The sequence below is a fragment of the Sphingomonas sp. SP5 genome (assembly GCF_058313455.1).
Genome location: NZ_JBZFLF010000003.1, coordinates 460,183 through 486,045 on the forward strand (window position 1 = coordinate 460,183; position 25,863 = coordinate 486,045).

The 25,863-nt window shown below is 68.4% G+C and carries 25 protein-coding genes; 20 read left to right on the forward strand and 5 right to left on the reverse strand.

The window, feature by feature from the left end; all coding sequences use genetic code 11:
* Positions 1-19: 19 nt before the first annotated feature.
* The 18 genes from AC4GY7_RS10020 (at position 20) to AC4GY7_RS10105 (ending at position 18,296) form a co-directional block, all read left to right on the forward strand.
* Positions 20-205, forward strand: a complete 186-nt coding sequence (locus AC4GY7_RS10020; RefSeq protein ID WP_491113752.1) for a DUF7697 family protein — start codon at positions 20-22, stop codon at positions 203-205.
* Positions 192-3,578 carry a phage tail length tape measure family protein gene (locus AC4GY7_RS10025; RefSeq protein ID WP_491113418.1) on the forward strand — a complete coding sequence of 1,129 codons (3,387 nt, stop codon included), beginning with the start codon at positions 192-194 and terminating at the stop codon, positions 3,576-3,578. Before AC4GY7_RS10020 ends, AC4GY7_RS10025 begins: the two co-directional genes overlap by 14 nt.
* Before the next feature lie 3 nt (positions 3,579-3,581).
* Entirely contained in the window at positions 3,582-4,178 is a 597-nt protein-coding gene (locus tag AC4GY7_RS10030) for a hypothetical protein (protein ID WP_491113420.1), read from the forward strand.
* Positions 4,179-4,181: 3 nt separating this feature from the next.
* Entirely contained in the window at positions 4,182-4,787 is a 606-nt protein-coding gene (locus tag AC4GY7_RS10035) for a hypothetical protein (protein ID WP_491113422.1), read from the forward strand.
* Positions 4,777-5,202, forward strand: a complete 426-nt coding sequence (locus AC4GY7_RS10040) for a DUF6950 family protein (protein WP_491113423.1) — start codon at positions 4,777-4,779, stop codon at positions 5,200-5,202. Before AC4GY7_RS10035 ends, AC4GY7_RS10040 begins: the two co-directional genes overlap by 11 nt.
* A 122-nt stretch (positions 5,203-5,324) precedes the next feature.
* Positions 5,325-8,945 (forward strand): hypothetical protein, encoded by a 3,621-nt coding sequence (locus AC4GY7_RS10045; RefSeq protein WP_491113425.1) that lies wholly within the window; start codon positions 5,325-5,327, stop codon positions 8,943-8,945.
* 7 nt (positions 8,946-8,952) lie between these two features.
* On the forward strand, positions 8,953-9,387 hold the full coding sequence (locus AC4GY7_RS10050) for a hypothetical protein (protein ID WP_491113427.1): 435 nt from the start codon (positions 8,953-8,955) through the stop codon (positions 9,385-9,387).
* A 23-nt stretch (positions 9,388-9,410) separates the two neighbouring features.
* Entirely contained in the window at positions 9,411-11,048 is a 1,638-nt protein-coding gene (locus tag AC4GY7_RS10055) for a hypothetical protein (protein WP_491113429.1), read from the forward strand.
* Positions 11,041-11,313: a hypothetical protein gene (locus tag AC4GY7_RS10060; RefSeq protein WP_491113431.1), complete on the forward strand. Its 273-nt coding sequence runs from the start codon at positions 11,041-11,043 to the stop codon at positions 11,311-11,313. The genes AC4GY7_RS10055 and AC4GY7_RS10060 overlap by 8 nt, the downstream gene beginning before the upstream one ends.
* Positions 11,310-11,510: a hypothetical protein gene (locus AC4GY7_RS10065; RefSeq protein ID WP_491113433.1), complete on the forward strand. Its 201-nt coding sequence runs from the start codon at positions 11,310-11,312 to the stop codon at positions 11,508-11,510. Before AC4GY7_RS10060 ends, AC4GY7_RS10065 begins: the two co-directional genes overlap by 4 nt.
* Positions 11,511-11,551: 41 nt before the next feature.
* Positions 11,552-12,439 (forward strand): glycoside hydrolase family 108 protein, encoded by an 888-nt coding sequence (locus tag AC4GY7_RS10070; protein ID WP_491113435.1) that lies wholly within the window; start codon positions 11,552-11,554, stop codon positions 12,437-12,439.
* Positions 12,436-12,834, forward strand: coding sequence for a hypothetical protein (locus AC4GY7_RS10075; protein WP_491113437.1), 399 nt, complete (start codon positions 12,436-12,438; stop codon positions 12,832-12,834). Before AC4GY7_RS10070 ends, AC4GY7_RS10075 begins: the two co-directional genes overlap by 4 nt.
* Before the next feature lie 55 nt (positions 12,835-12,889).
* On the forward strand, positions 12,890-13,057 hold the full coding sequence (locus tag AC4GY7_RS10080; protein WP_491113439.1) for a hypothetical protein: 168 nt from the start codon (positions 12,890-12,892) through the stop codon (positions 13,055-13,057).
* A gap of 10 nt (positions 13,058-13,067) precedes the next feature.
* Entirely contained in the window at positions 13,068-13,481 is a 414-nt protein-coding gene (locus AC4GY7_RS10085; protein ID WP_491113441.1) for a hypothetical protein, read from the forward strand.
* Between the two features lie 17 nt (positions 13,482-13,498).
* Positions 13,499-13,738 carry a hypothetical protein gene (locus AC4GY7_RS10090; protein WP_491113443.1) on the forward strand — a complete coding sequence of 80 codons (240 nt, stop codon included), beginning with the start codon at positions 13,499-13,501 and terminating at the stop codon, positions 13,736-13,738.
* 71 nt (positions 13,739-13,809) lie between these two features.
* On the forward strand, positions 13,810-16,053 hold the full coding sequence (locus AC4GY7_RS10095) for a phage fiber-tail adaptor protein (RefSeq protein WP_491113444.1): 2,244 nt from the start codon (positions 13,810-13,812) through the stop codon (positions 16,051-16,053).
* Positions 16,054-16,412: 359 nt separating this feature from the next.
* On the forward strand, positions 16,413-17,255 hold the full coding sequence (locus tag AC4GY7_RS10100) for a DNA adenine methylase (protein ID WP_491113446.1): 843 nt from the start codon (positions 16,413-16,415) through the stop codon (positions 17,253-17,255).
* A gap of 105 nt (positions 17,256-17,360) precedes the next feature.
* Positions 17,361-18,296 carry a DNA cytosine methyltransferase gene (locus AC4GY7_RS10105; protein WP_491113754.1) on the forward strand — a complete coding sequence of 312 codons (936 nt, stop codon included), beginning with the start codon at positions 17,361-17,363 and terminating at the stop codon, positions 18,294-18,296.
* A gap of 141 nt (positions 18,297-18,437) precedes the next feature.
* Here AC4GY7_RS10105 and AC4GY7_RS10110 read toward each other — a convergent pair whose 3' ends face one another.
* Positions 18,438-19,070 (reverse strand): hypothetical protein, encoded by a 633-nt coding sequence (locus tag AC4GY7_RS10110; protein ID WP_491113448.1) that lies wholly within the window; start codon positions 19,068-19,070, stop codon positions 18,438-18,440.
* Between the two features lie 25 nt (positions 19,071-19,095).
* Here AC4GY7_RS10110 and AC4GY7_RS10115 point away from each other — a divergent pair, with 25 nt between their 5' ends.
* On the forward strand, positions 19,096-20,382 hold the full coding sequence (locus AC4GY7_RS10115; protein ID WP_491113450.1) for a tyrosine-type recombinase/integrase: 1,287 nt from the start codon (positions 19,096-19,098) through the stop codon (positions 20,380-20,382).
* Positions 20,383-20,747: 365 nt separating this feature from the next.
* Here the strand turns inward: AC4GY7_RS10115 and AC4GY7_RS10120 are convergent, their stop codons facing one another.
* The gene (locus AC4GY7_RS10120; protein WP_491113452.1) at positions 20,748-21,629 is read right to left on the reverse strand and encodes a hypothetical protein; all 882 of its coding nucleotides are present in this window, start codon (positions 21,627-21,629) and stop codon (positions 20,748-20,750) included.
* A 323-nt stretch (positions 21,630-21,952) separates the two neighbouring features.
* Here AC4GY7_RS10120 and AC4GY7_RS10125 point away from each other — a divergent pair, with 323 nt between their 5' ends.
* Positions 21,953-22,249 (forward strand): hypothetical protein, encoded by a 297-nt coding sequence (locus tag AC4GY7_RS10125; RefSeq protein WP_491113454.1) that lies wholly within the window; start codon positions 21,953-21,955, stop codon positions 22,247-22,249.
* Here the strand turns inward: AC4GY7_RS10125 and fdhD are convergent.
* Genes fdhD through AC4GY7_RS10140 form a run of 3 tightly spaced genes read right to left on the reverse strand, consistent with a single transcriptional unit; the run spans position 22,243 to position 25,822 of the window.
* The gene (gene fdhD / locus AC4GY7_RS10130) at positions 22,243-23,034 is read right to left on the reverse strand and encodes a formate dehydrogenase accessory sulfurtransferase FdhD (RefSeq protein WP_491113456.1); all 792 of its coding nucleotides are present in this window, start codon (positions 23,032-23,034) and stop codon (positions 22,243-22,245) included. The two genes, AC4GY7_RS10125 and fdhD, sit on opposite strands and share 7 nt — an antisense overlap.
* Positions 23,031-23,564: a molybdenum cofactor guanylyltransferase gene (locus AC4GY7_RS10135; protein WP_491113756.1), complete on the reverse strand. Its 534-nt coding sequence runs from the start codon at positions 23,562-23,564 to the stop codon at positions 23,031-23,033. Before AC4GY7_RS10135 ends, fdhD begins: the two co-directional genes overlap by 4 nt.
* Entirely contained in the window at positions 23,531-25,822 is a 2,292-nt protein-coding gene (locus AC4GY7_RS10140) for an FdhF/YdeP family oxidoreductase (protein ID WP_491113458.1), read from the reverse strand. Before AC4GY7_RS10140 ends, AC4GY7_RS10135 begins: the two co-directional genes overlap by 34 nt.
* Positions 25,823-25,863: the final 41 nt, after the last annotated feature.

Here is a 25,863-nt window from a genome sequence, read left to right on the forward strand (position 1 = left end):
TCAGGTCAGGCTCGCCACCATCCCGACGCCCGAGGGCTTCACGACCCGGCCCGTCGGCCTCGACAATGCCGCGGTCATGATGATGGCGACGGCCGCCGGCGTGGACTCCCGCATGCTCGTCTCGATCCTGCCCCGGATTGAGGCTGCGATCATCAACCCGGCCCAGCCCGACGACGAGGAGGAGGACGACCATGACGATGCGTAACGTCGGCTTCCGGCTCGGAATGGATGGCAAGGCGGAGGTCAAGAACGACTTCGCCGAGGTGAAGAAGACCGGCGTCGACGCGATGGACGGTGTTGCCGTCGCCGCGGAACAGGCGGGCGAGCGTGCCGCCCAGGCGACCGAGACGTTCACCAAGCGCCAGATCGACAGCTACCAGAAACAGGCGAACGCCGCGAAGCTGGCGGCCGCCGGCATGTCGACCAACTCGACGTTCGACGCCCGCTTCGCCCAGCGCGGCAACCCCACGCAGTTCGCCACGGTCAACCTCGACCGTTCGACCGGCGCGGCCAAGGCGTCCGCTGCCGTGTTCGCTGCCGCCTTCGAGGAGGAGGAGCGCGGCGCCCGCGAGGCGGCCGAGGCGCAGAAGCTGCTGCAAAAGGCCGAGGACGATCGCGCCGCGACGGTGGCGAAGCTGCGCGCGCTGCTCGATCCGCTGACGGTCGCGCAGCATCGCTACGACGAGGAGCTCGCCACCTACGACGATCTGCTGAAGCGGACCGACATCAACGAGGTCGAGCATGCCCGGCTGATCTCGATGTCGACGCAGCGCCTCAACGAGGCGAAGAAGGCGGTGGAAGGCCACACCAATGCGGCGGGCTTCAACCGCATGCAGATGGTGGTCGGTGGTGCCGCCGTCCGCAACTTCTTCGACAGCGTCTCGGCAGGTACGCCCATCATGCGCGCGGCGATCATGCAGGCGGGCGACTTCGAGTCCGTCCTCAGCATGGACGAGGGCGGCGTCGCCGGCGGCTTGAAGAAGCTGCAGGCCCTGTTCACCCCGACGCGCGTCGCGATCGGCGCCGTAGGAGCCGCCGCGGCGATCGGCGCGAAGGCGTGGTACGACTATTCGGCCGCAACCGATAAGCTGAACGCGGCCGCGCGCGGCACTGGCTTGTCGCTCGGGCTCTCCGGCATGCAGCTGGAGGCGTCGGCCGAGGCTGCGGCGGCCGCGGGCAACATGACCACCGATGCCGCCCGGCAGATCACCGCCGGCTATTTGCAGGTCGCCAAATCAGGCGACGTGCTGATCGGCCTCACGGCAGTCACCAACGACTTCGCCAAAGCCACCGGGCAGGATCTGGCCGGCGCGCAGAAGGTGCTCGCCGGCAGCTTCCAGGATCCGATCGCCGGCGCCCAGGCGCTGGCAGGCGAGTATGGCTTTCTGACCCAGGCGCAGATTGAGCATATCGCCAAGCTGGTCGAGGAGGGCGACTACACGCGCGCCCAGGCCGAGCTGCTGCGCGACCTGCAGGGCGCGATCGGCGGTGCCGCGTCGAAGACGGAAGGGCTCGCCTACGTCTGGGAACAGGTGAAGGTGAAGACCGACGCCGCGTGGGTGTCGCTCGGCCGCTACCTCGACATGGCGGGGCAGGTCGCTCTCATCAACCAGGGCCTCGGCGGCCTGCTGCCGGGCGTGGAATCGCAGAAGCGCAAGGTCGATGCCGCGAACAACCAGGCGCTGCAGCGCGCCATGGACGTTGCCGGCAACTTCGCCGGCGACAGCCGCGACGAATATCAGAAGCGCCTCGGCACGCTGCGCGCCGGCCTGAAGGCGCTCCCATCGAACGCGTCCGCCGACGATCGCCGCCAGATCACCTCCGCCATCGCCGCCTATACCAACGCGGTCGACACCTTCATCCCGCGACAAGAGAAGGCCAACCAGCTCGCGACGATCGACGCCCGGCTGGCCGCGGCCAAGACGCCTGCGGAGAAGGCCGCGCTTGCCGCGCAGCGCCAGCGGCTCGAGCTCGCCGGCACCGTCATCAGCCGCCAGGATGCCGAGACCCGCGCGACCGAGGCCGGCAACCGGGCGCGCAACCAGGCGGATCGTAGCGGCGCGGGCCGAGCCGCATCACTTGCGCGCGAGGCCGCCTCTATGGAGGCCAGCGCCCGCGCCGCGCTCGATGTCGCGGATGCCTATCTCAAGAGCAGCTCTGCCGGCCTGCAGGCGGAGGCGCGGCGCAAGGCGCTGACCGACGCCACCAAGCGCGGTACCGACGTCGATGCCCAGGTGCGGCGCCAGCTCGCGCTCAATGTCGCGGAAGGGGTCGCCAACGGCGCCAAGACCCTGGCGGGCATGCGCAACGAGACGACGGCACGTGAGGGCATCCTCGCCCAGGTGCGCGACGGTACCCTGGCGGTATCGGATATGTCCGCGGCGCTGGCCGATGAAGCCGCCCTGCGGCCGCTGCTGGCGCTGCGCACGATCGCGCAGGGCGATGCGCTGACGAAGCTCAACACGCTGATCGATCAGTATCGCGATGCCATGACCAGGGCGCGGACGGCGGAAACCGGTATCGCTTTCGAAAAGGCGATGCAGGGCAGCGTCGACCGCGCCGAGGAATTCAAGAGCGCGATCGCCGACATCGATCTCGCGCCGCTCGACAAGGCGCTCAACGCCGCGAACCGCGCCGCGAACATCGAGGCCGATGGCCTGGGCATGAAGGCGGGTACCGCCGAGCGCACGCGCCTGATCCGGCAGCGGGAGCAGGAAGCGGAGGCCAGCTACCAGGCCAATCGGGCGAAGTATGTCGCCGACACCCTGGCGGGTCAGCGCGACGGGCTGGCGCTGACGCAGCGCGAGCTCGAGCTCGTCGGCGCCAACGACAATTATCGTGAGGCCGAGCTCGACAAGCTGAAGGTGTCGCTCGAGATCCGGCGCCAGTTCCCCGACATGGCGGCCGCCGACGTCGACCGCATCGTCGCCGGCATCGCCGCCCAGGACGCGATGAACGTGAAGCTGAAGGTCGCGGCCGCGGCGATGGGCGAGCTGAAGGCGTTCGGCGCCGGCCTGGTCGATACCGTCCTCGATCCGAGCAACTGGGACGATTGGGGCTCGGCTGGCAAGGCGATCACGCGCGAGCTGCAGGCCGAGTTCATGAAGCTGGCGCTGATGAACCCGCTGAAGAACCTCATCAACGGCAACAGCGATCTGCCGACCCTTACCAGCGCGCTGGGCAAGCTCGGCAGCCTGTTCGGGGGCGGGAAGGGTGCGGCCGCCGCGACGACGACGATCGGCACGTCTGGCCTGCTCTCCGGCAACGCGGTCGGGACGGCCAATTGGTCGGGCGGTCTCACCTATGTGCACGAGAACGGCAACGAGATCATGGATCTGCCGAGCGGCACCCGCATCTACCCGGCGGCCGAGTCCCGCCGCATGATGGCGGCGAACGACACGGGTGGTGGCCGGATGGCGGTGGACATCAACCTCAATACCGACCTGTTCACCGCGACCGTGTCCACGATCTCGGGCGGCCAGCTGCAGTCGGCCGCCCCGGGGATCGCCGCGGGCGCTGCGCGCCTCGGCAGCGTGCAGCAGGCGAAACAGCGCCGTCGCTCGCTGACGGTGCGCTGAGGCATGGCGATCGAACTGCCGCAGCCGCGCCTGCCGTCCAAGGCGGTGCCGAAGCTGCTCGACTGGGGCGCCGACCAGAAGGCGCCGATGGGCGGCGCCTTTCAGCGGCTCAACCGGCTCGGCAACCGCTTCGCGCTGGAGATCACCTATCCGCGGCTGAAGCCCGAGCCGGACGGCCGCATCCTGTCATCGCGGCTGCGGCAGGCGAAAACCGAGGGTGCGCTGTTCCCGGTCCCGCAACCGGGCCTCGACACCGGCGCGCCCGGTGTGCCGGTGGTGAACGGCGCCGGGCAGGCGGGGCTGGCGCTGTCGCTGCGCGGTTTCACGCCGGGCTATGTGGTGCGCGAGGGGCAATTTTTCAGCATCATCCATGGCGGCCGGCGCTATCTGCACTGCGCCTCCAGCGATGCCGTGGCGGCGGCTAACGGCGGCATGACCCTCGGCCTCTACCCGCTGCTGCGGGTGAAGCCGGCTGACGGTGCGGTATGCGAATTCGCGAAACCATATATCGAGGGCATCGTCGCAGGCGCGAGCATCGACAACGAGCTGACCAGCGCGCGTTCCGATATCCCGGCCATCCTCATCACCGAGCGAGCCTGATCCATGTCAAACCTGACCCCGGCGCTGGAGGCGGCGCTCAAGAGCGATGCGCCGCTCGTGTTCGGCGCGGTGTCGATCACGCTGCCCTCCGGCGAGGTCAACCTCCTCGATGGCGCAGGGCTCCTGGAATTCGGCGGCCGGACCTATGTCGGCCAGGACGACACGTTCGGCACCATATCGGACGTCGAGAACCTGACCGATGGCACCGGCGACAACGCGCCGGCGATCGGCCTGACGCTGCTCCCGGCCGGCGATGCCGCCGCGGCCGCGCTGGCCTCGCCGACCATGCAGGGGTCGCCAGTCGCGATCTATCTCGGCGCCGTCAACAAGATGACCGGCGCCGTGATTCCGTCACCGCACCTGATCTTCCTCGGCGAGATCGACGTGCCGGCCCTGGTCAGCGGCGAGGAGGGCAGGCGGCTCGACTATGAGATCGTTAGCGTCTTCGAGCGCCTGTTCGAGGACGATGAGAGCGCCCGCCTGTCCGCCGGCTTCCACCGCAGCATCTTTCCGAGCGAGGCCGGACTCGACTTCGTGACCGGGGTCGCCGAGCCGGTATATTGGGGCATCGCCGGCCAGAACCCGACCGGGATCAGCTATGCAGGCTGACCCGCTCGTCCGCCGGCGGGACGCCGCGCAGAAGACGCTCGATATCTGGTCCAAGCGACCGATGCAGCTCGGCACCTCCGACTGCGTCCGCATGACCGCATCGCACCTGCGGCTGCTCGGGCACCAGGTGAAGCTGCCGGCATCGGGATCGTACCGGACCGTCAACAGCGCGCTGAAGGCGCTTGCTGCCCGCGGCTTCGACAGCATCGAGGTAGCCCTCGACGGCATGGGGCTGGAACGGATCGCGCCGGCGGCCGCTATCGTCGGCGATATCGTGATGCTGCCCGGGGTGGACCGTCTGGGCGCGCTGACCGTTTGCCTCGGGAACGGCCGTGTCGTCGGCTACCACGAAGAGATCGCAGCGGCGGCCGTGCTGCAGCCGATCGAGTTCCGATCGGCCTGGCGCACCCTGTAACGTTCGGCTGCCGGTGAGGCAGCCTGCTCCGGCGCTTCGCTCGATCGAGCACCCTGTCATCACGCCTGTGTGCCTGCCGCCTCCGCGCGGCGGGCCGCTGCTGCATCCTCCGGAGGGCGAAAATGGCAAAAGCCCTCAAGACGGCAGCCCTGGTGGTTGGCGCGGTCGCGCTGGTGGCGACCGGCGTCGGCGCCGCGATCGGCGCAGCCGCTGCCGCTAGCACCGTTGTCGCGGCCGGCGTGTCCGTTGCGACGATCGCCACCGTCGCGTCTGTTGCGGCTGGCGTGCTGTCGCTGGCGGCCGGCCTGACTGCGAAGAAGCCGACCGCCACCGCCACCGGCTCACAGGAACAATTCAGCGCGGATCCGGATGCCGGCATACCGCTCGCGCTCGGGCGCACGGGCACCGCCGGGAACATCGGCTTCCGCCGCGGCTGGGACACGCGCGATGCCGGCGACAATGACCGCCAGGCGTTCGTCTCGATCCTGTCGCTCGGCCCGATCGGCGCGATCGAGGGCATGACCGTCGATAAGGTCCCGACGTTCTTCGGCGGTACCGGCGCGGCGATCGGCGCCTTTGCCGGGTTCATGTGGTCGATGACGCAGCTGGGCGCGCTGCCCGAGCCGGCGGCGTTAGGCTTTGGCGCTGGCGCCGGCACCCCGCCGGGCTGGACCGCGCAGCACAAGCTATCCGGCCTCGCGGCCGCGTCGTGGACTCTGCGGTTCGATACCAAGGCGAAGGTCTTCCAAAGTGGCACCGTTCCTGCGCCGATGTGGACGGTACGCGGTGCGCTCGCCTACGATCCGACCAAGGACAGCACCTACCCGGGCGGCAGCGGGTCGCACCGCATGGCCGACCCGGCCGACACGGCCGCCTATGATGCAGCGGTCGCGACGTGGGAATGGACTGAGGATCCGTACCTGCTCGGCCTGCGCTGGGCGCACGGCTTCTGGCAGCGCGATCCCAGCGTGGCCGGCTCGACCTATCAACGTGTCATGGGCATGGGCGCGCCGTGGACCGGCATCGATGTCGCCGCCTTCGTCGAGGGCCGGAACATCGCCAAGGCGAACGGCTGGACCTGCGGCGGCATCATCTTCTCTGGCGATGACAAATGGGCCAGCATGAAGAAGATTTTGCAGGCCGGCATGGGCGAGCCGCTCGCGCTCGGCGCCAAGATCTCCTGCCTGGTCAATGCGCCCAAGGTCAGCCTCGCCACCATCACCATCGACGATGTGATCGGCGAGGCGAGCGTATCGGCGACCCAGCCGCGGCGCGACCGGGTCAACACCATCACGCCGCGGTACCGCTTGGAGGCTAACAACTGGCAGCTGCTGCCCGGCTCGCCGATCAGCGTCGCCGCCCACGTCGCCGAGGATCGCGGCAAGCGATCGAAGGTGCTGGACTATCCGTTCATCCAGAACACGCCGCAGGTCGGCACGGCCGTCCGCTACGACATCGAGAACGCGCGCGAGTTCGGGCCGATCGTCCTGCCGCTGAAGCTGGTATGGATGGGCTACAAGCCCGGCGATTGCGTGACCGCGGACCTCCCGGAGGTCGGCCTGAACAACCAGCCGATCCTGCTGCTCAACCGCGACCTCGACCCCTCGGCCGGCATCACCACCATGACCGCGCGCAGCGAGACGGCCGCGAAGCATGCCTTCGCCCTTGGCCAGACCGCCACACCGCCCCCGACGCCCGGGGTGACCGGCCCGATGCTGATCCCGGTACCGGGCGCTGCTGCCTGGACGATCTCCGGCACCAGCATCGTCTCCGATGGCGCCGAAGCGCCAGCGCTGATCGTCACCGGCGCCGTCGATGCCGGCACGGCCGAGGCGATCGTCGTTGAATATCGATTGTTCATCGACGGCCAAGCCGCCGGCGCAGGTTGGACCGGCGCCGGGGTGTTCGAGCCGTCACTGACGCGGCAGCAGATCACCAGCGTCCGCGGTGGCACCGCCTACGAGGTGGCGATCAGCTACCGCAAGCAGGGCTTCACCGGCGATCGCCGGATCATCGGCCCGGTTGTCACCGGCGGATCGAAACTCGATTACAGCGGCGTCACCGGCCCCACCCGGCCGGAGCCCAACGCCACGGTCGGCGGCACGGTCGGCAAGGACATCAAGACCCCGACCGGCGAGATCCTCGCGCCGATCGACGTGCTCAACAGCGCGCTGGTGCTCCAGCCTGACGGGACGCTGGTCGCGACGATCGGCAATACGACGCGCCCGCTGGGCCGCCTCAACCTGATCGACATGGGGGCCGCCAATGATGCGGCACGCCGCCAGCTCGAGAGCGACCTTGCATCACTCTCGGCCGCGGTGACCCAGCTCGCGGCCGGCCAGCAGATCGTCAACAACGTGTTCCGGGATGCCGGCCTCTTCGTCGACCAGGCGAGCGGCGTCGCCAAGCTGTTCGCGATCGAAAGCCGCGCCGAGCAGATCAGCCGTCTGTCGGTGTCGCTCAACGCCGCACTCGCATCGATCGACCTGAAGGCGACCGTCAACTACGTCGACCAGGCCATCCTGCAGGCCAAGCTGGACGGCAGCGGCGTTGACCTGTCCTCGATCTATGTCCGCCTGACTTCGGCTGAAACGAGCATCTCCGGCCTGCAGGCATCGATCCAGCTGAAGGCGGACGCGACGATCGTCTCCGGCCTGCAAGGGTCGGTGACCTCGATCAACCAATCGCTCGATGCGCTGAACGGGCTGATCGCGTCCAAGGCCAGCCAGACCGTGGTCGATGGGCTCGGCGCCAGGCTGACGCTGGCGGAGCAGGTGATCAACGCCTTCGACGGCGCCTCGATCTCCAACTCGGTCACCGCCTCGCGCCGCGCCCCGGCGGACGCCGACGTCGCCGGCGCCAGCGACATCCTGTCGCTGCTCGGCGGCTTCAACGCGCAGAACAGCGCGCTGCTCGCGATCGCTGCGGCCAAGACCGAGCTTCGGGCCTTTACGGACAGCAACACCAGCGCGATCGCCTCGCTCGCGACGCAGCTCGGCGCGCAGATCGGCGCCGTCACCGCGCTCTTCAGCACCGAGCAGGCGGCGCGGATCGATGGCGACCGGGCAACGGTGTCGGATCTCGCGACCTACAAGGCCGCCACTGATGGAGCGCTCTCGACCGTCAATACCGCGATCACGGCAAACACGGGCAAGCTGACGGCGCTGAGCGGACGCCTCGACGCCTACGACGCCTCGCTTGGCACCCTTTCGGGTAGGATCACGGACGAGCATACCGCCTGGGTCGCCGGCGATCAGGCAAACGCGCAGGCGCTGCAATCCTACCGGTCGCAGACCGACACCGCGCTCAGCCAGGCCAACACGCAGATCGGCACTGTGGCAGGAAACCTCTCCGCGCTGAGCGGCACGGTCACCAGCCTGTCGACCACCGTCGGCGGCCACACGGCGACGCTGACCACCTATGGCCAGTCGATCGATGGCCTGCGGCTGCGCTGGGGCGTCGAGTTCAACAGCAACGGCGCCGTCACCGGCTTCGCGCTCAACAATGGCTCCGGCCGCACCGACGCCACCTTCGTCGTCAACACCTTCAAGATCGCGCAGCCGGACGGCTCGGGCGGGCGGACCGTCTTCTCGATCGCCGGCGACGGCGTGGTGGAGATGCCAGACGTCCGCGTCACCAACCTCGGCGCGGAAGTCGTGACGGCGCGGGAGATCGCCGCCTCTGCCGTGCAGCAGACGGTGTTCCGGATGACGGAAGCCGATATCACAATCGCATACGGCTGAGGTCGCCATGGCAATCGAGCAAGAGCCGGAGATCGGCGATGACGGCACGCCCGTCGGCGGGGGCGGCGGGGGTGGCGGTGGTGCCGGGGGCGGCAGCAACGTTGGCACGGCCATCTTCACGGTGCCCTTCACCAAGCAGCAGGCCGGCAGCGTCCTGAAGGTCCTGGTTTACGCCAGCCTGGCTAGCCCGGACGATCTCCAGCTGATCGCCTACGTCACCATCGGTGGCGTCGTGCGCCAGGTCACGCCGATCAACCTCGTCTTCGACAACCAGAATAGCCGGGCGCAGGACGCCAAGACGATCCCCACCTTCGTCACCGGGCTGCCCGCCGGCCAGTACGACGTCATCTTCTCGATCCGCAACCAGGAGCCCGATGGCGCCCTGACGGTGAAGGCCGGCGCGTACATCGAGATCACCGAGATCAAGCGCGCCGCCCTGTAGCGGCCCTACCCAGGAGCATTATTATGGCATGGTATCGCGCCGGTTCGGCGACGGTGACGAATGGCTCGGCCGTGGTCACCGGCGCCGGCACTGCATGGGTCGCCAACGTCCAGGCAGGCCATGCCCTCAACCTGCCGGACGGCCGCGCCTACGAGGTGCTGTCCGTCGACAGCAACACCCAGATCACGTTGGGCTCGCCCTATCTCGGCGGCAGCGCCGGCGGCCAGTCGTATAGCGTGCAGCCGAACCAGGGCTTCGCGCAGACGGCAGCCACGCGGCTTAGCGACTTCCTCAGCCAGATCCAGGGTTGGGTCAGCGGCGTTCTTGCCGGCCGCTTCGGAGATGGCTCGCTCGTCGCGCCGGCAGTCAGCTTTGCTGCTGATCAAGATACCGGCTTCCGTCGCATCGCAGAGAACGTTTTGTCGCTGGTGACCGGTGGCTCGGACCGGATCACTGTCGATGCCGGCGGCAACGTGGGGTTGGGCACAACCAACCCCTTGTCGCGCTTGGCTGTCTATCTGGTCAATGCGGGCAAGACGGCGATCGTGACCGGGCAGATCCCCGGCGCTACTGGCTCGGGGATCTCGTCGATCGTCGAGGCAACATCGCCGGCAGCGGTTGGCCTTTCTTTCGAAACCTACAAACAGAACGTGGGGCCAATCGAAGCTGCTCGCTTCGATCATGCCGGCAACCTGCTCGTCGGCGTCACGACCTCAGCCGGATTCGGCAACGCGCATAGGTTTAAGGGCCCTGTGCTCGCGGTCGGTAATTACATCATGTCTGTCGACAACGGGTCTGTCGTCACCACACAGTTTCTGACCTGCGATCAGGCAGGATATAGCCAGTCCAACGCGGCTCAATGGGTGGGCCGGGCGGGCAACTCTGGCCGATCGATTAACGCCGGCGGAACGATCAACGCCAGCGGCGCCGACTATGCCGAGTATCTAACCAAGGCGAACGGCTGCGGTACGATCGCCAAGGGGGAAGTCTGCGGCATTACCCGCGATGGCTTGCTTACCCGCACCTGGGCCGACGCGGTTCGGTTCGTCGTCAAATCGACCGATCCGAACCTGGTCGGCGGTGACACCTGGGCCTCCCACCTGCCGCCTCGGCCGGAGGGGCCAGCGGATGCGCCGACCGTGCCGATCGCGCCCACCCCGTCGGCCGGCGCACTGCCGGCGGAGCCCGTGGGCGAGGAAGACGAGGACGACGACGGCTTCATCCACCGTCGCGTCGCCTACCTGATCGCGCTCTCGGTCGCGACCAACGCCGCCAGCGCTGACGCCGCTGCTCTGGCATCCTATCAGGCTGCGCTGGCCGCCTATCCGGCTGCCAAGGCAGAGCACGACGCGGCGGTCGCCACCTACAAGGCGGCGCTGTCCGCGTGGGAGGCCGACCTCGAGGAGGCTCGCCAGACGGTGGATCGCATCGCCTTCAGCGGTCAGGTGCCGGTGAACGTCAGCGCGTCCACCCTCTCGGCCTGCGAGACGGCGCTGGCGGACGGCGAGGGCGTCTACCTCGTCGCCGTCGCGCGCGGTGCCGGCATCGGCGTCACCGCGGTGCGTGAGGCCGAAATGACCCTGCAGCAATACATGCGCCGCATCGGCGCCGTGTGGGCGATCCGTGAGGGCCGCCCCTGGGTGGACGTGCAGCATGGCTGACCCGGCGCCGGCGCCGCGCCTGACCTTCAAGGACGTGGTGCCGATCGCCTGCTCGCTCGCCGGCCTGGCGGTGGTGCTGGGCGGCGCGCTGCGCGTCGACGGCGGTCGCGATAAGCAGGTCGAGGAAAACACCCGCCGCATCGAGAAGCTCGAGGCGGCCGACGCCGCTCAGGCCGATCGGCTGCGCACGATCGACGATCGCGCCATCCGGATCGAGACGAAGCTCGATATCCTGGTACCGGGGCCAAAGGGAGCGCAGCGATGATCGACGGCTCCACCATGATCATCGCCGGCGTCGTGATCCAGATGGCGATGCCGGCGCGCCTGGCGATCGCCGCGCTGCGGCCGCACCTGCGCGGTCCCGGCATGCTCGCCACCGTCGCATTCCTTCCGATCCCTCACGAGCCGGCACTGCCCGGCCGGCCCGCGGCGATCGTGGCGCCGGCACCGCTCGACCGCTGACCCGCCGGCGGCCGGCAGCCGCCTTCACCTTGGAGAACATCATGAACCCTCTCGACGTCCTGCGTCGGGCGCGTGACCTGTGGTCGCGCGCCTGGCCGCTGTGGTCTGTCCGCGTGTCCGCCCTCGGCGCGCTGCTGACCGCTATCGCGGCCGCCACCCCCGACACGCTGCTCCAGCTCTGGAACGCGCTACCCGACGAGCTGCGTGTGCTGGTGCCCGCCTCCCTCGGCCAGCTCGTGCCGACGATCCTCTTCGTCCTGACAGCGGTCGTCCGGATGATCCCGCAGACGCCGGCGGCCGAGCGCAAGAGCCTGCTGAAGGATGTCGCCGGCAAGGTTGCGCCGAAGAAGGCCGGCGGCATCGCGGCGGCCGCGCTCGCCATGATCGCCGGCGTGATCGCCGTCGAAGGCGGCTATGTGAACCATCCGGCCGACCCGGGCGGCGAAACCAACATGGGCATCACCAAGCAGGTCGCCGTGAAGAACGGCTATACCGGCCCCATGCGAACGCTGCCACGCGAGGTGGCGCAGAGCATCTACTACGACCGGTACCTGGTCGAGCCCGGCTATGCGCCGCTGATCGCGATCGACGCGGCGGTGACCGAAGAGCTGTTCGACACCACGGTCAACATGGGTGCGCCGCGCCCAGGCCGGTGGTTCCAGCAGGGGATCAACGAGCTGTGCGGCTCGGAGCTGCTCGTCGACGGCCGCGTCGGCCCGGCGACGATCGGCGCCTACAAGGGCTGCCAGGTTGGCCTCGGCGCTACGAAGCTATGCGTCGCCATGCTCGAGGTCCTCGATGCCAAGCAGCACGAGGAATATGGCCGGCTGGTCCGCAACAACCCGTCGCTGAAGGTCTTCTACCGCGGCTGGATCAACCAGCGCGTCGGCAACGTCGATCGCGCCCACTGCCGGACGCCCAGGGCGTGACCCGGATCCGCATCATCGCCGGCGGCCTCGTGCTGCTGGCGATCATCGCCGCTGTCGTGTGGATCCGCGCGGGCGGCGAGAAGGCCGGCGCCGCCAAGGTCGAGCACCGCGCCAAGCGCGACCACAGCGCCCGGGTTGTCGAGGCGCGCACCGACGAGCGCACCGCCGGCGACGTCGCCGCGGCAATCGAGCGCCGCGTCACCCGGTCGGACGATCTGTCGACCGCCGCCCTCCAAGCCACCGTGAAGGATCTCCGCGATGCGATCGATGCCGTTCCGCCCGCAGCTGCTGGCGCTGCTCCTCCTCCCGCTCCTGTCGACAGCCTGCGCGACACGCTCAACGCCGGCATCGATCGCGCGAACCGAGCGGCCGCAACTGCCGAAGCTCTCCCCTGAGCTGACCCGTACCGAACACCTGGCGCCGGTCGACGCCAAGCCGACCGGCGAGCTGGTGACGATCGACCGCGGCGTCCTCGCCGGGCTGGTCACCACCGCGGCCGCGGCGATCGGCGCGGTCGAGCGCCTCAACACCCGCATCGGCGGCCTGGTGCAGGAACGCGCCTGCACCGCCGCCATCATGGCCACCGGCACGGCGCCGGCGGGCTGCCCCCAGCCATAAGGAACCAGACATGGCGACGTTCAACAAGTTCAACGCCTTCGTCGAGGCGCTGGCCGAGAAGCAGCACAACCTGCAGAGCGATACGCTGCGGGTCATGCTGACCAACACGCTGCCGGTCGCTGGCAACGCGGTGAAGGCCGACATCACCGAGATCGCGGCCGGCAACGGCTATGTCGCCGGCGGCCCGCAGGCGACCGTCAGCTCGTCGGCGCAGACCAACGGCACGTACAAGCTCGTGCTGGCCGATACGGTCATCACCGCAAGCGGCGGCTCGATCGGCCCGTGCCGATACGCCGTCCTCTACAACGCGACCTCCGGGCTGCTGATCGGCTGGTGGGACTATGGCTCGTCCTTCACCCAGGGCGCCGGCGAAACCCTGACGGTCGATTTCGACGACACCAACGGCGTCATCCAGATCGCCTAACCTCAGGAGCATCACCCATGGTCGACTTCACCAAGCCCGAGCAGCTGCGCGCGCGGTTCTCCGAACTGGCCCAGACGCGCGAGGGCATCATCGCCGCATCGACGCCCAAGCGGGAGCAGCGCGACACGTTGGTGCGCGAGGCGGCCGCCGCGGCCGCCGCGATCGACGCCGAGATCCGCGCGATCGAGGTCGATCTCTTCGACCTCGATCAGGAAGCCGCGCTCATCGCCCGCGCGCTCGGCGGCCGCACCGGCTGACCGTCATTCGTGCGGCCGGCCTCACCCTGGCCGCACGGATCTACTCCTACCCAACCGACTGAGGGGGCCACATGCCGACCCTATGGACCCCTGCCAATCTCGCCACGCCACCAGTCGCGTGGTTCGACGCTCAGGATGCGTCCACCTTCACCTTCGAAAACGGCAACTTCATCGCCGAATGGCGGAGCAAGGTTGGCGCAATCACCGGGGCAGGGACGGGTACCAGCGTCGGTCGAGAGGCCACGGCCTTTCCCGGTGGCTATCCTGCGGCGGTTTTCGCGGGCGGCGGCACGCAGCCGATCCAGCTTTCCAGCACGGACGGCTTTCCCATCGGCACCGCCGACGGGACCATCATCGCGGTCGCCGCCCAGACCAGCAGCGGCTTCTATCCCGAAGTCTTTCACTACGGTCCGACCACATCGGGGCAGCAGCGCCAGATCTTCGCGACCGGAGGCACATCGTTCCTTGTCGCCTCGAATAACGGGCGGGATGGAAACACCGGTATCGACTCCGCGGCCGGCACGATCATCGTCGGCGCCTACATCGGCGGCAACCTCGTCCGGTCGTATAGCAACGGTGATCCGACACCCTACGAGGTGTCCGGCGCCTTCAACACGGGTAGCGGAAGCGGTGCGATCGGACCAGGCGGCTGGTATGGCTCGATCGGCGAAGTCCTCGTCCTCGGCTATGTGCCGACGCTCGCCGAGCGGCAGCAGATCGAAGGCTATTGCGCCTGGCGCTGGGGGAGGCAGGCGGCACTGCCCGCCGCTCACCCCTACAAGGCTGCGGCACCGACCGTCTCAGCGCCATCGCCGAGCTACACCTTTTTGGCTGCAGCCGGCTCGCTGAGCGTCGCCGGCCGATCGGCGCGGCTCGCCCGCGGCTTTGGGCTGCCGGCGTCGAAAGGGCAGATAGTCATCAGCGGCCAAGCGGTAATGCCGCGCCGCACACGGATCCTGCCGGCAGCGGCCGGATTGCTCGCGCTGACCAGCCCCGCCACCGCGATCCGCGCTCAGCGCAAGATCCCGGCCGGCGCCGGCGGGATCACGCTCGGCGGCCGATCTGCGGATCTCCGCCGCGGCTTCGTGGTCAGCTCCGCAGCAGGGTCATTCGTCACGGCCGGACAGGCCGCATCGATCCGGCGAGGTTTCAGCCTCGCCGCGGAGCGAGGCTCGATCGCGCTGACCGGCTCGGCCGCAATGCTGCGCCGGGGCGGCGGCCAGGTGCTCAACGGCTACGCGGCGACCGTCACCGGTCCCCCTGTGTCTCTCCGCCTGGCGCGGGTCGCCCAGGTCGGCGCAGCCGCATTCGCCGCGACGTATCTTGCTGCTGCTCTTCGCCGCGGCTTCCTCATCGGCGCCGATCGTGCCGGCTTTGCTGTCGCCGGCGCCGACGCCCGGCTGCTGCCGGCGCGAGCGATCGTCGCGGGGCGAGGCACGTACACGCTCACCTCACCTGACGTCGCCGGCGGTACCGCCGCACGCAGGGTGAGCGCCGCCCGTGGCGGCTTCGCCGTTGCGGGCTCGGCCGAGCTGCGCGTCGCGCGCGTCGTGCCTGCCATCATGGGCGGCTACGCGACCACGGGCGGGGCGGCGGGACTGATCCGGGGCCACACGCTCCTGGCGGCGCCGGCGGCCCTGCTGCTGACCGGCAACGGGGCAACCCTTCGGCGAGCGGGCAGCACGCGCCTCGATGGCGCGAGCTATGTTTTCTCCGCACCCGGTGTCGCGATCCGACGTCGAATCCTGGCTAAGGCTGAGACTGGCTTTTTCGCGGCGACGCCGGCGCAGGTGGACACAGCTCGATCGCGCCGTCTGATCGCTGATGCTGCCGCGATGATCGTGGCCGTTGCACCGGTCGGGGCCTTGCGCCGGCGAGTCTTACCCGCGGCTCGCGCCGCTCTGAAGCTCGTAGGCGGTGCGCTGACCTTCGCGCGATCCACCAGCTTCGAGATCCTTCCGGCCAATCGGTTCGTCATCCCGGGGCGGCAGCGCCGCTTTGTCATTCCGGCGCGACAGAGCGCCTTCATCATCCGCAGAGGGGTAAGCATGTCGCCGATCAAGAAGAGCGCTGCCGCCGAATGCGCCTATTCGGCAGACTGGGCGGCCGATCTCGCCGGCGCGGAGCTGGTCGGACAGATCACGGCCACCAGCACCGACCCCAGCCTGATCGTCGATCGGATCACCTATGAGGGCACCGTCATGCGGTTCTGGCTGCGCGGCGGCACGCCGCGCCGGCGCGCGACCATCGTGTTCGTGGCCTCGACGAGCTTCGGCGAGCACCCGGCCTGGGAGCAGGCGGTCATCTTCGACTGAGCGGTAGCGCACCGAAACCGCGTGATCGCGGGCGGCTGTTCTGCCATACGGACCCCGCCTCTCCGAGCATAGCCGCGAGGACTGGCCCGCGCGCGCGGTTCGCTCTGGGTCTCCGGTTCGCCGGGTGGCCCGCTGAATAGAAGACCCGCTTGGGGAATAGGCGGGGCGTAGACCCCAGAGCCTGCGCGGCTATCCACCCGGTCCGTCCGGTGGATGGCCGCGCAGCATCCCCTTCAACAGATCCGCGACGATCGTCGCCACCCCATCCGCGGCCAGCTGGCCGGGACCCCGTCGATCGTCCGATCGGCGGCCATCATGACGCGCATAGCCGAGCGTCTCGTCATGAGAGCACCACCCACATGGAACCCGTCATCGTCACCCGCCCGCCTGCTGCCTACCTGGGCGGCAAGCGAAATCTCGCTGCTCGCCTGTGTGCGCTCATCGATGCCACGCCCCACACGGCGTACATCGAGCCCTTCGTCGGTATGGGCGGCGTCTTCCTGCGCCGATCGCGCCGGCCGACCGTCGAGGTCATCAACGACCTGTCCGGCGACGTGGCCAATCTCTTCCGGATCATCCGGCGGCATTACGAGCCCTTCGTCGACGAGCTGAGCTGGATGATCGCCAGCCGGGCGGAGTTCGACCGACAGAACCGTCTGGATCCGAGCACGCTCACCGATATCGAGCGGGCGGTCCGCTTCCTCTACCTCCAGCGCCAGGCATTCGGCGGCAAGGTGATCGGGCGGCAGTTCGGCGTGGATCGCAATTGCGGGTCACGCTTCAACCTCGGCAAGCTGCGCGGCGAGCTGAAGCTGCTGAGCCGCCGCCTGGAGCCGGTAAAGATCGAGCAGCAGCCCTACGCCGAGATCATCCGGCGCTACGATCGCGCCGATGCGCTGTTCTATCTGGATCCGCCATACGACCAGACCACAGGATACGGGCTGGCGTTCGACCGTGACGACTACGTCGCCATGGCTGCGCAGCTGGCGGCGATCGCCGGCGAGTTCATCATGTCGATCAACGACACGCCCTTCATACGCGAGACGTTCGCCAGCTTCGATATCGAGGAGGTGCCAACCACCTGGACGATCGGCACGAAGATGACCGGCGCCGGGGCGAAGGTGACCGAGCTGATCATCCGCAATCGGCCGCGCGCGAGCCACGGCTCGACGTGCGGCGGCACCGCCTCTGTGTCGCGTTAACCTTCTGCCGCTGTGGTGTGCGTGCCGGTCAATTCCGACCGGCACCCATCCGCGCGCATAGCCGAGCGCACCGACGATCGCCTCGCGATCAATGGAGCGGACCTTGTGGACGTACGTACCTGTTTCGAACCCGACAGCGACGAGCTGCGCGGCATCTCCCTGTGCGCCGGCTATGCCGGCCTCGATCTCGGCCTCCACATCGCAGAGCCCCGGTACCGCACTGTGGCTTTCGTTGAGCGGGAAAGTCACGCTGCGGCCGCTCTCGTGGCGCGGATGGCAGACGCGGCCCTGGATCAGGCGGCTGTCTGGAGCGATCTCCGATCCTTCGACGGTCGGCCGTTCCGCGGCCGAGTTCATCTCGTCTCTGCCAGCTACCCCTGCCAGCCCTTCAGCTACGCCGGAAAGCGCAGCGGTGACGCCGATCCTCGACACCTCTGGCCTGAGGTCGCCCGCGTCGTCGAGGAGGTCCGCCCCCGATGGGTGTGGTGCGAAAACGTCGAAGGCCACCTCACTCTGGGATTTCCCGACGTCGTCGACAGCCTACGGAGCCTGGGCTACACGACAAAGGCGGGCCTGTTCACAGCGCGAGAAGCTGGCGCTCGGCACCGACGTCGCCGCCTCTTCATCCTGGCCCACGCCGACAGCGAGCGATGGCGGCTATGTGCCGGATCTGCTGATCGAGGCCGGCCGGATCAAGATCGTGTCGCCGGCGGATCTGGCGACGGGCAGCGGGGGGCAATTCGCGGTCAGCGAATCGGCGAGAGCCTGGACGGCGCTCTGGTCGACGCTGAAGGCGGTGGGGTGGTCGGCAACGACAGCGAGCTTCCGCTATTCGCCCCCGGTCCGGGTGAGCTTCAAGCATGGGAGCGGCTGCTGGCTGCGCGCCCTGAAGCCCAACCCGCAATTCTACGAGATGATGATGGGGTGGCCGATCGGCTGGACCGCACCCGGGGCGCCGGTAACGGGGTATGCAGCATGGCTGCAGCGCTCGCGTGGGCAGTTCTCAAGTCTGCTCACCAGCTGGACGCCCGAGGCGGCTGAATAGGGGATGCCGAGGCTGACGTTTTCCGAGTCATAGCACGAGGAAAGTGCGGGTATCGCGGCGCGATCGAGCGGGTATCGACGCGCCGCAAAGCCGCAGAAATGCGTGATCGTGGCGGAGGGCATCTCCGCCGTGCTACGTCAAGAAGGCGCGGATACGGTAAGCCGCTTGCGCCACCATCGTCGAAAGCGGACCCCGATTCTGCGGAATGGTCGACGCCCGAATAACGATCGACGCAAGCGGATCCGCCGGCGGTACCAAGGCGTGGGCCATTCCAGGGGAGGAATATCGCTGACCCGTGTTGCCTCGATAAGTGACAAGACAAGGGCGCTGATTGCCTGTTCGTAGTTGGTATCGAGCTGCACAAGGTCGTCGATTAGAGCGTTGCGACGCGTCTCGTCACGTTCTCGCTCCAGCCGGCGGTTCAAGAGGCGCCATCGTAATCCCATGCGGATGCAGAGGGAAATCTCCTCTTCTTGCGCAGGGCCAAAAACGACTTCGGCCACACGCAACGAATCTAGCAATTTCGCGAGTGCCTCTCCCCCCAATTCGCCGGTGCGGGTGTAATGAGCAACAGCTTCTCGCATGGCGTCGATAGCGACAAGCCGTCGGTCGAGAACAGCGAGCCGGAATTTCTGATCTTCGACTTTTGCGGCTCTCAGGCTGACCGCATTGATCGCCGAATTTTGGCTTCGGCTTGTGAGAAGAACCAGCAGAGCGATGGTGGCGGGACCCAGCTTTCCCGCGACGTCGACGATCAACTGCCAATCCATAACCCTCTCCCTCGAGGACATTACTATGCTCACGAACGCTGCGGTGAAAGCCGCGCGGCCGCGCGCGGCTGCCTACAAGCTCACCGATGGCGGCGGGCTGCACCTCTACATCGCCCCGACCGGCCTCCGATCCTTCCGCTGGCGTTGTCGTATCGGTGGCAAGGAGCAGCTGCTGACGCTCGGGAGCTGGCCGGAGATGTCGCTCGACCAGGCGCGCAGCGCCCGAGACCTCGCGCGCCAACAGCTCGGCCGCGGCGAGGATCCCCGCCAGGCGCGCGCCGGTGAGGATCCGCAGGCTCAGACCTTCGAAGCGATCGGCAGGGCGTGGCACGCCCACATGCTTCAGCGCTGGACGCCGGTGCATGCGGCCGATGTGCTGGCCAGCCTGGAGCGTGACGTGTTCCCGGCGATCGGCGCCATGCCGATCGGTGCGATCACCGTACCCGTGATCCTCAACGTCCTGCACACGATCGAGGCGCGCGGTAGCGTCGTCACGGCGCACCGGGTCCGGCAGCGGATCTCGCGCGTGTTCCGACACGCGAAGCGGCAGCAGCTGATCGACCGCGACCCGGCGGCCGATATCGACGATTTGATGGCGATTGCCCCGCCGGTCGAGCACCACGCCTCGCTCCTCGAGATCGAGGACGTTCGCGCTCTGCTCGCTGCGGCCGAGCTGGTCGACGTTGCGCCGGTGGTGAAGCTGGCGTCGCGATTCCTGGCGCTGACCGCGGTCCGCCTCGCCGCGGTACGCGGCGCCAGGTGGAACGAGATCGAGGACCTCGATGGCGCCGCGCCGCTGTGGCGCGTGCCGGCGGCCCGCATGAAGCTCGCGGCGGCCAAGAAGCTCGATGCTCGCAACGATCACCTGGTACCGCTGGCGCAGCAGGCGGCCGAGCTGCTGCGCCTTTGTCGATCATCCGCCGTCGCCAAGTCGACTTGTGTAACGTCGGAGGCCTTCGACGATACAGGATTGATCTTCGCCGGCGTCGGCGGCCGACAGATCGGCGAGGCGGCGATCGGCGCGCTGTACGATCGGGCGGGCTTCGCCGGACGGCATGTGCCGCATGGATGGCGGGCGTCGTTCTCGACGATCCTCAACGATCGGCACCCGGAACATCGCGCGGCGATCGACAAGGCGCTCGGTCACGCCGGCGACGGCAAGGCGGAGAAGGAAGCGGGCATCAACCGCAAGGTCGAGGCGGCCTATAATCGGTCGGGCGAGCGGCCGGCCCACCTCGCGCTGCGCGCCCAGCTGTTCCAAATCTGGGCGGACGAGCTGGACGGCCCGGCCGCCGGCGCCGCGGCCGCCTAAGCTCAGACCGAGGCTCGCCGCCAGCGCCGCGGCCGCCGGGCGGGGGCGGGGGGGTCGAAACTGGGCCCGGCCGGAGGCCGGACACCGCGCAGTGGCTTCGTGCGCACTGCTACGTGTTCCAGAGCAAAAAGATCGACGTCGATCGCGCGCCGCGGGCGCGCGGGCTCTGGGTTAGTCCAGACCTGTCCCAAACCCTGACGCCCTCGGCAGCATCGTGGCGGCGCAAGCCGCCGCGTCCCGACAGCCGGGTCTTGGCGGTCGGTTGCGTTTCGCGTGCCGTTTCGGCTTCGGGAGATCTAAAATAGCGCCGGCTCCGCGTTCAGCGGAGACGTTCCTCATCCACTATAGAACTCGATGCTCCATACTCAGCCAAGATGTCCGTCTGGAGCCGCAAGGGCGGCGCCGAGGCTCGCGATCGACCGCCGCTGTTCAGCAATGTCGCGGCTGAGCGCGGGTGAGGGGGCATCCACGGGGGCGGGCGGCGCCTTCGCCAGGCCGAACCGCTTTAGCCGGCGTTCTCGGAGCTGGACGAAGCGCTGGTAGACGCGATCGGCCATCCGCTTCTTCAAATCGAGGAAATAGGCGTGGCTGGTCTGCACGCGTTGCTTCTTGGCGGGATCGCACCGCCGCGACTTCAGCGTGCTGCGGCTGATCCAGGCGAGCAGGCCGTGATGTTTGAACCGGCGCAGGGCGCGGGTCACGCTCCTCTCGCAGGTGTTGGCGGCTATCGCGATCTTTGCCACCGAGGGGAACCAGCGCCCCGATCCCGCGAAGCATATGAAGCTCAAGAGCGCTTCGTATATCGCGACGTCTGCGCGCCTGATGCCGAGCGAATGCTGATCGAGCGCTGCCTCGATCTTTTCCAGTTCAATCCGGATCATCGCCGGGCGTCCGATCGGACGTTGCTGGGCGGGCAGGGCGTCCAGCTCGGCGGCCTCGGCGCGGAGACGTTGCTGGTCCGCCTTCAGCTGCAGCAGGGACCCGCGCGGGAACGCCTTCGCGTGCTCGGCCTGCAACTCTTTGGTGATCGCGACCAAGGACTCGGTCGTGGATATGCGCTCTGCCGACGTGCCGAACCTGTTCCGATCCCAGGGCTGCGCTGCAGGCGTCGCCTCATCGATGGAGCCTGCGCGCACGCGGCGATCGGGACCTCGCTCCCGTGGTTTCGGATCAGCAGCTCGGGCGATTCGGCCTGCAAGGTGTCCGAAGGCGGCAATGGTGGGCGTCGAGGAGAGGGTAAGCGACATCGTGTCGGCTCCCGGGATGGGAAGTCGATGGGCGCACGAAAGCGGCGCCTGAACCGGGGTCAGACGACGCTAGACGTGGTGGTTGCGGTGTTTGGGAGAGCGTGCGCGCTATGGCGGCGCACGTGCGGACCAGGGCCGAGAGCCCCCGCGGCTGAGCGCGGGGGAGGTCAGGTCATGAAGGATCGCCTCTGGCGGCTACGTTGGCTGCGGTCCTCCGCTACCACAATCGGTAGCGCCGCCGGTGTGAACGACTTGTCCGCATTGAACGATTTATCAACCGTTACCGTGCGATCGTGCCTGCCGGTCAGGGTCAAGGCGCGACGATGTCCTATCATTTTCCCAACGAACGCCGTCGGATCGAGCGCCGTGTCGCGCCCGCCGCCGGCTATGCAGGCCCGGAGCGGCGCAAGGCGGAGCGGCGGGTCACCGAGGTCAAGCTCGTCCGCAAGCGCGAGCCGATGCACCGCGGCGTGCTGTGGGCGGCGGTGGTGATGATCCTGATCCTCGCCGACAGCGTGTTCCTGGAGGGCGGCTATCGACACATGGTGATCGACTGGTTCAGCACCATGGCGGCGAACGCGCGCGACTGGTCGGCACATGTGTGGGATTGGGGTCACTGAGCGAAGACGCCCCAGGGGTCGTTCAGCACCAGCAGCGTATCGGCGCGGGCGAGCGCCACCAGCGTCAGGCCGTGGGCGCGCGCATGATCGACCGCGAGGCTGGTCGGCGCAGAGATGCCGGCAAGCAGCGGCGTGCCCGCCACCAGGGCCTTGTCGACCATTTCGAAGCTGATCCGTGAGGTAACCAGGGTAAAGGCGGCCGCATCCGCCCGCGCTTGGCGCCCGATCAGCTTGTCGAGTGCATTGTGGCGGCCGACGTCCTCGCACAGCGCGACGATGCGGCCGTCGTCAGTGCAGGCGGCGGCAGCATGCACGGCGCCGGTTTCCGCATTGAGCCGTTGCGCGCCGCGCAGCCGTGACAGCGCCGCGAACAGGGCGGTCGCACCCGCGCGCGGGCGGGGCGGGCGGCTGGCGACGGGGCGGACGAGCTGTTCCAGGCTGGCGATCCCGCACAGGCCGCAACTCGTGTCGCTGGTGCGATGGCGGATCCGATCCTGGATGCGGTTCCGGCAATGTGCGGCAAGCGCAATTCGGACGATCCAGCCAGCGGGCGCTTCGAAGGGCTCGACCTCCAGCACGTCGTCGGGGCGATCGGCGAGGCGCTCGGTCAGCATGAAGCCGATCGCGAAGGCGTCGAGATCGGCCGGCGTCATCATCATCACCGCATAGCCGAAGCCGTCGACCTCGATCGCCACCGGCGCCTCGATCGCGATTTGCCGGGTGCCGTCGCGGGGGCTGCCGTCGGGATGCACGATTCGCGTCGCCTCGACGCGCGAGGCGCTCATAAAGCCAGCAGATCCTCGGGCGTGTTGACGTTGGCGAGCGGGGCGGGCGCGGGAATCGGCAGCGCGCCGATGCTGCGCGCCCAGCCGGTCACCGAACGGCGCTCGGCATGCTCGATATGGGCGAGCAGCTGTGCGCCCAGCGCAGACGGCCAGTGGCCGATGATCGGCGCATCGAGGCAATAGCTCGGCGCCCGGCGCAGCAGCGCATCGATCAGCCCGGCCGGGAGCCGCGGCATGTCGCAACCCAGCGTCAGCACGGTGGCGAAGCCATGGCCGGCGGCGTGATCCAGCGCGCCGGCGATGCCGCCGAGCGGCCCCAGACCCGGCACCGGCAGGTCGGGCACGCCGCCCGCCCGCCCGACGACCACCACCGCATCGGCATGGACGCCGGCCAGGGCACGTACGTGATCGAGCAGCGGTCGTCCCTCGAACACGGCCTGCGCCTTGTCCGTCCCGAAGCGGCTCGATTGGCCGCCCGCCAGGATCGCGGCCAGGATCAGGACGATCGCTCCACCCGCACCGGTACGGATTTACCAGCCGGAACATGGCTTTGCTCGGCCTTGTGGGTAACGGGTATCAGGATGTTGCATTCCGGATAATAGCCGCCGATGCAGCCCCTCGGGATGTCGTAGGGGACGACGAGCAGCTTGGCGACGCGCCGGTCGCCATTGCCCCCGGCATCGCCGACGAGATCGACCAGATCGTGTTCGGCGAGCCCCATCTCGGCCATGTCGCCGCGGTTCATCATCACCACGTCGCGCGTGCCCTTGATGCCGCGGAAGCGGTCGTGATAGCCGTAGACGGTGGTGTTGAACTGGTCGTTCGACCGCAGCGTCATCAGCCGGAACCGGCCCGGTGCATCCTCGAACCCGGTGGCATTGAGCGCGGTCGGCACGTTGAACTCGGCGCGGCCGCTCTCGGTCAGCCACTGGCGGTGCGCCGCCGGCACGCCCTTCCAGAAGCCGCCGGGCACCCACATGCGTTCGTTGAAGCGGGCGAACTTGTCGGGATAGGTCGTCTCGATTGCGTCGCGCACCTTGCCGTAATCGCCGACCCAGCCGTCCCAGTCGACCTTGGGGTTGGGCGCCAGCGTCGCCTTGGCGATGCCGGCGACGATCGCCGGTTCGGACAGCAGGGTATCGGCCGCCGGCGTGGCGCGCCCGCGCGAGCCGTAGATGCGGCTGAAGCTGTCCTCCATCGTCACAGCCTGCGCACCGCTCGCCTGCTCGTCCGTCTCGATCCGGCCGAGGCAGGGCAGCAGGTAGCAGGTCTTGCCCGGCAGCAGGTGGGTGCGGTTCAGCTTGGTGGCGATACTGACGGTCAGGTCGAGACGCTGCCAGGCCGGCTCGATCGCCGCGGTGTCGGGGACCGCGCGGGCAAGGTTGCCGCCGAGGCCGAGGAACGCCTGCGCGCTGCCGTCGATGATATGCTCGCACGCCTCGACGGTGTCCCACCCCTTGTCCCGCGGCGGTTCGAAATCGTAGAGTTCCTTGAGGCGATCGAGCGGCGCCAGTTCGGGCTTTTCGGTGATGCCGACGGTGCGCTGGCCCTGCACGTTGCTGTGGCCGCGCACCGGGCCGAAGCCCGCGCCGGGCTTGCCGACATTGCCGCGCAGCAGCATCAGATTGACCAAGGTGTGCAGATTGTCGATGCCGTGGACGTGCTGCGTCAGGCCCATGCCGTAGACGCAGATCACCCGCTTCGCCTTGACGTAGACGGCGCCGGCCGCCTCCATGTCGGCCCGGACAAGCCCGCTTTCCTGTTCGAGCGTTTCCCAGCCGGTCGCGCGGACCATCGCGGCAAAGGCTTCGAAGCCCTTGGTATGTTCGGCGATGAAGGCATGGTCGAGGATCGCGGGCGCGCCGATGCGCCGGCACTGGTCGTCCGCCTCGATCACATACTTGCAGATGCCGAGCAGCGCCGCGATGTCGCCGCCCGCCTTCACCTGATGATATTGGCTGGCGATCGGCGTCGATTTGCCGGTGGCCATCTCGATCGGGTTCTGCGGATCGGTGAAGCGTTCGAGCCCGCGTTCCTTCAACGGATTGAACACGACGATGTCGACGCCGCGCTTGGCACAGGCGCGCAACGGGTGGAGGAAGCGCGGGCTGTTCACCCCCGGATTCTGGCCGAAGTAGAAGATCGCGTCGCACACGTCGTAGTCGGACAGGTGGATGGTGCCGACCGGCGAGCCGATCGCCGATTTCAGCCCGACCGAGGTCGTCTCGTGGCACATGTTGGACGAATCGGGCAGGTTCTGGCTGCCGTACATCCGCGCCATCAGCTGCCACATATAGCTCGTTTCGAGGCTCGCGCGGCCGGAGGCGTAGAAGACCACCTTGGTCGGATCGTATCGCTTCAGCTGGGTGCCGATATCGGCGAAGGCATCCTGCCAGCTGACCGCGACGTAGCGGTCGCTCGCCGCATCGTATTTCAGGGGATGGGTGAGCCGCCCCGCCTGTTCGAGGTCGAAATCCTTCCACCCGCGCAACTCGGTGACGGTGTGCTGCTGAAAGAATTCGGGCGTGTTGCGATAGCTGGTGAGTTCCCAGGCGGTTGCCTTCGCGCCGTTCTCGCAGAATTCGGCGACATGCGGATGCGCCGGCTTTCCCCAGGCGCAGGACACGCACATGAAGCCGCCGGGCTTGTTCTGGCGCGTCAGCTCGCGCGCGGTTTCCGGCCCGACCTTCTCGCGCAGGCCGATCTTGGCCAGCGACTTCATCGAACCCCAGCCGCCGGCGGGGCCCGTATAGGGCTTCGTATCGATCGTCTCGTCGCTCACTGCCATTCCTTCCGCTTCCCCAGCGGAACGCGCCGGGCGCGGGTTGG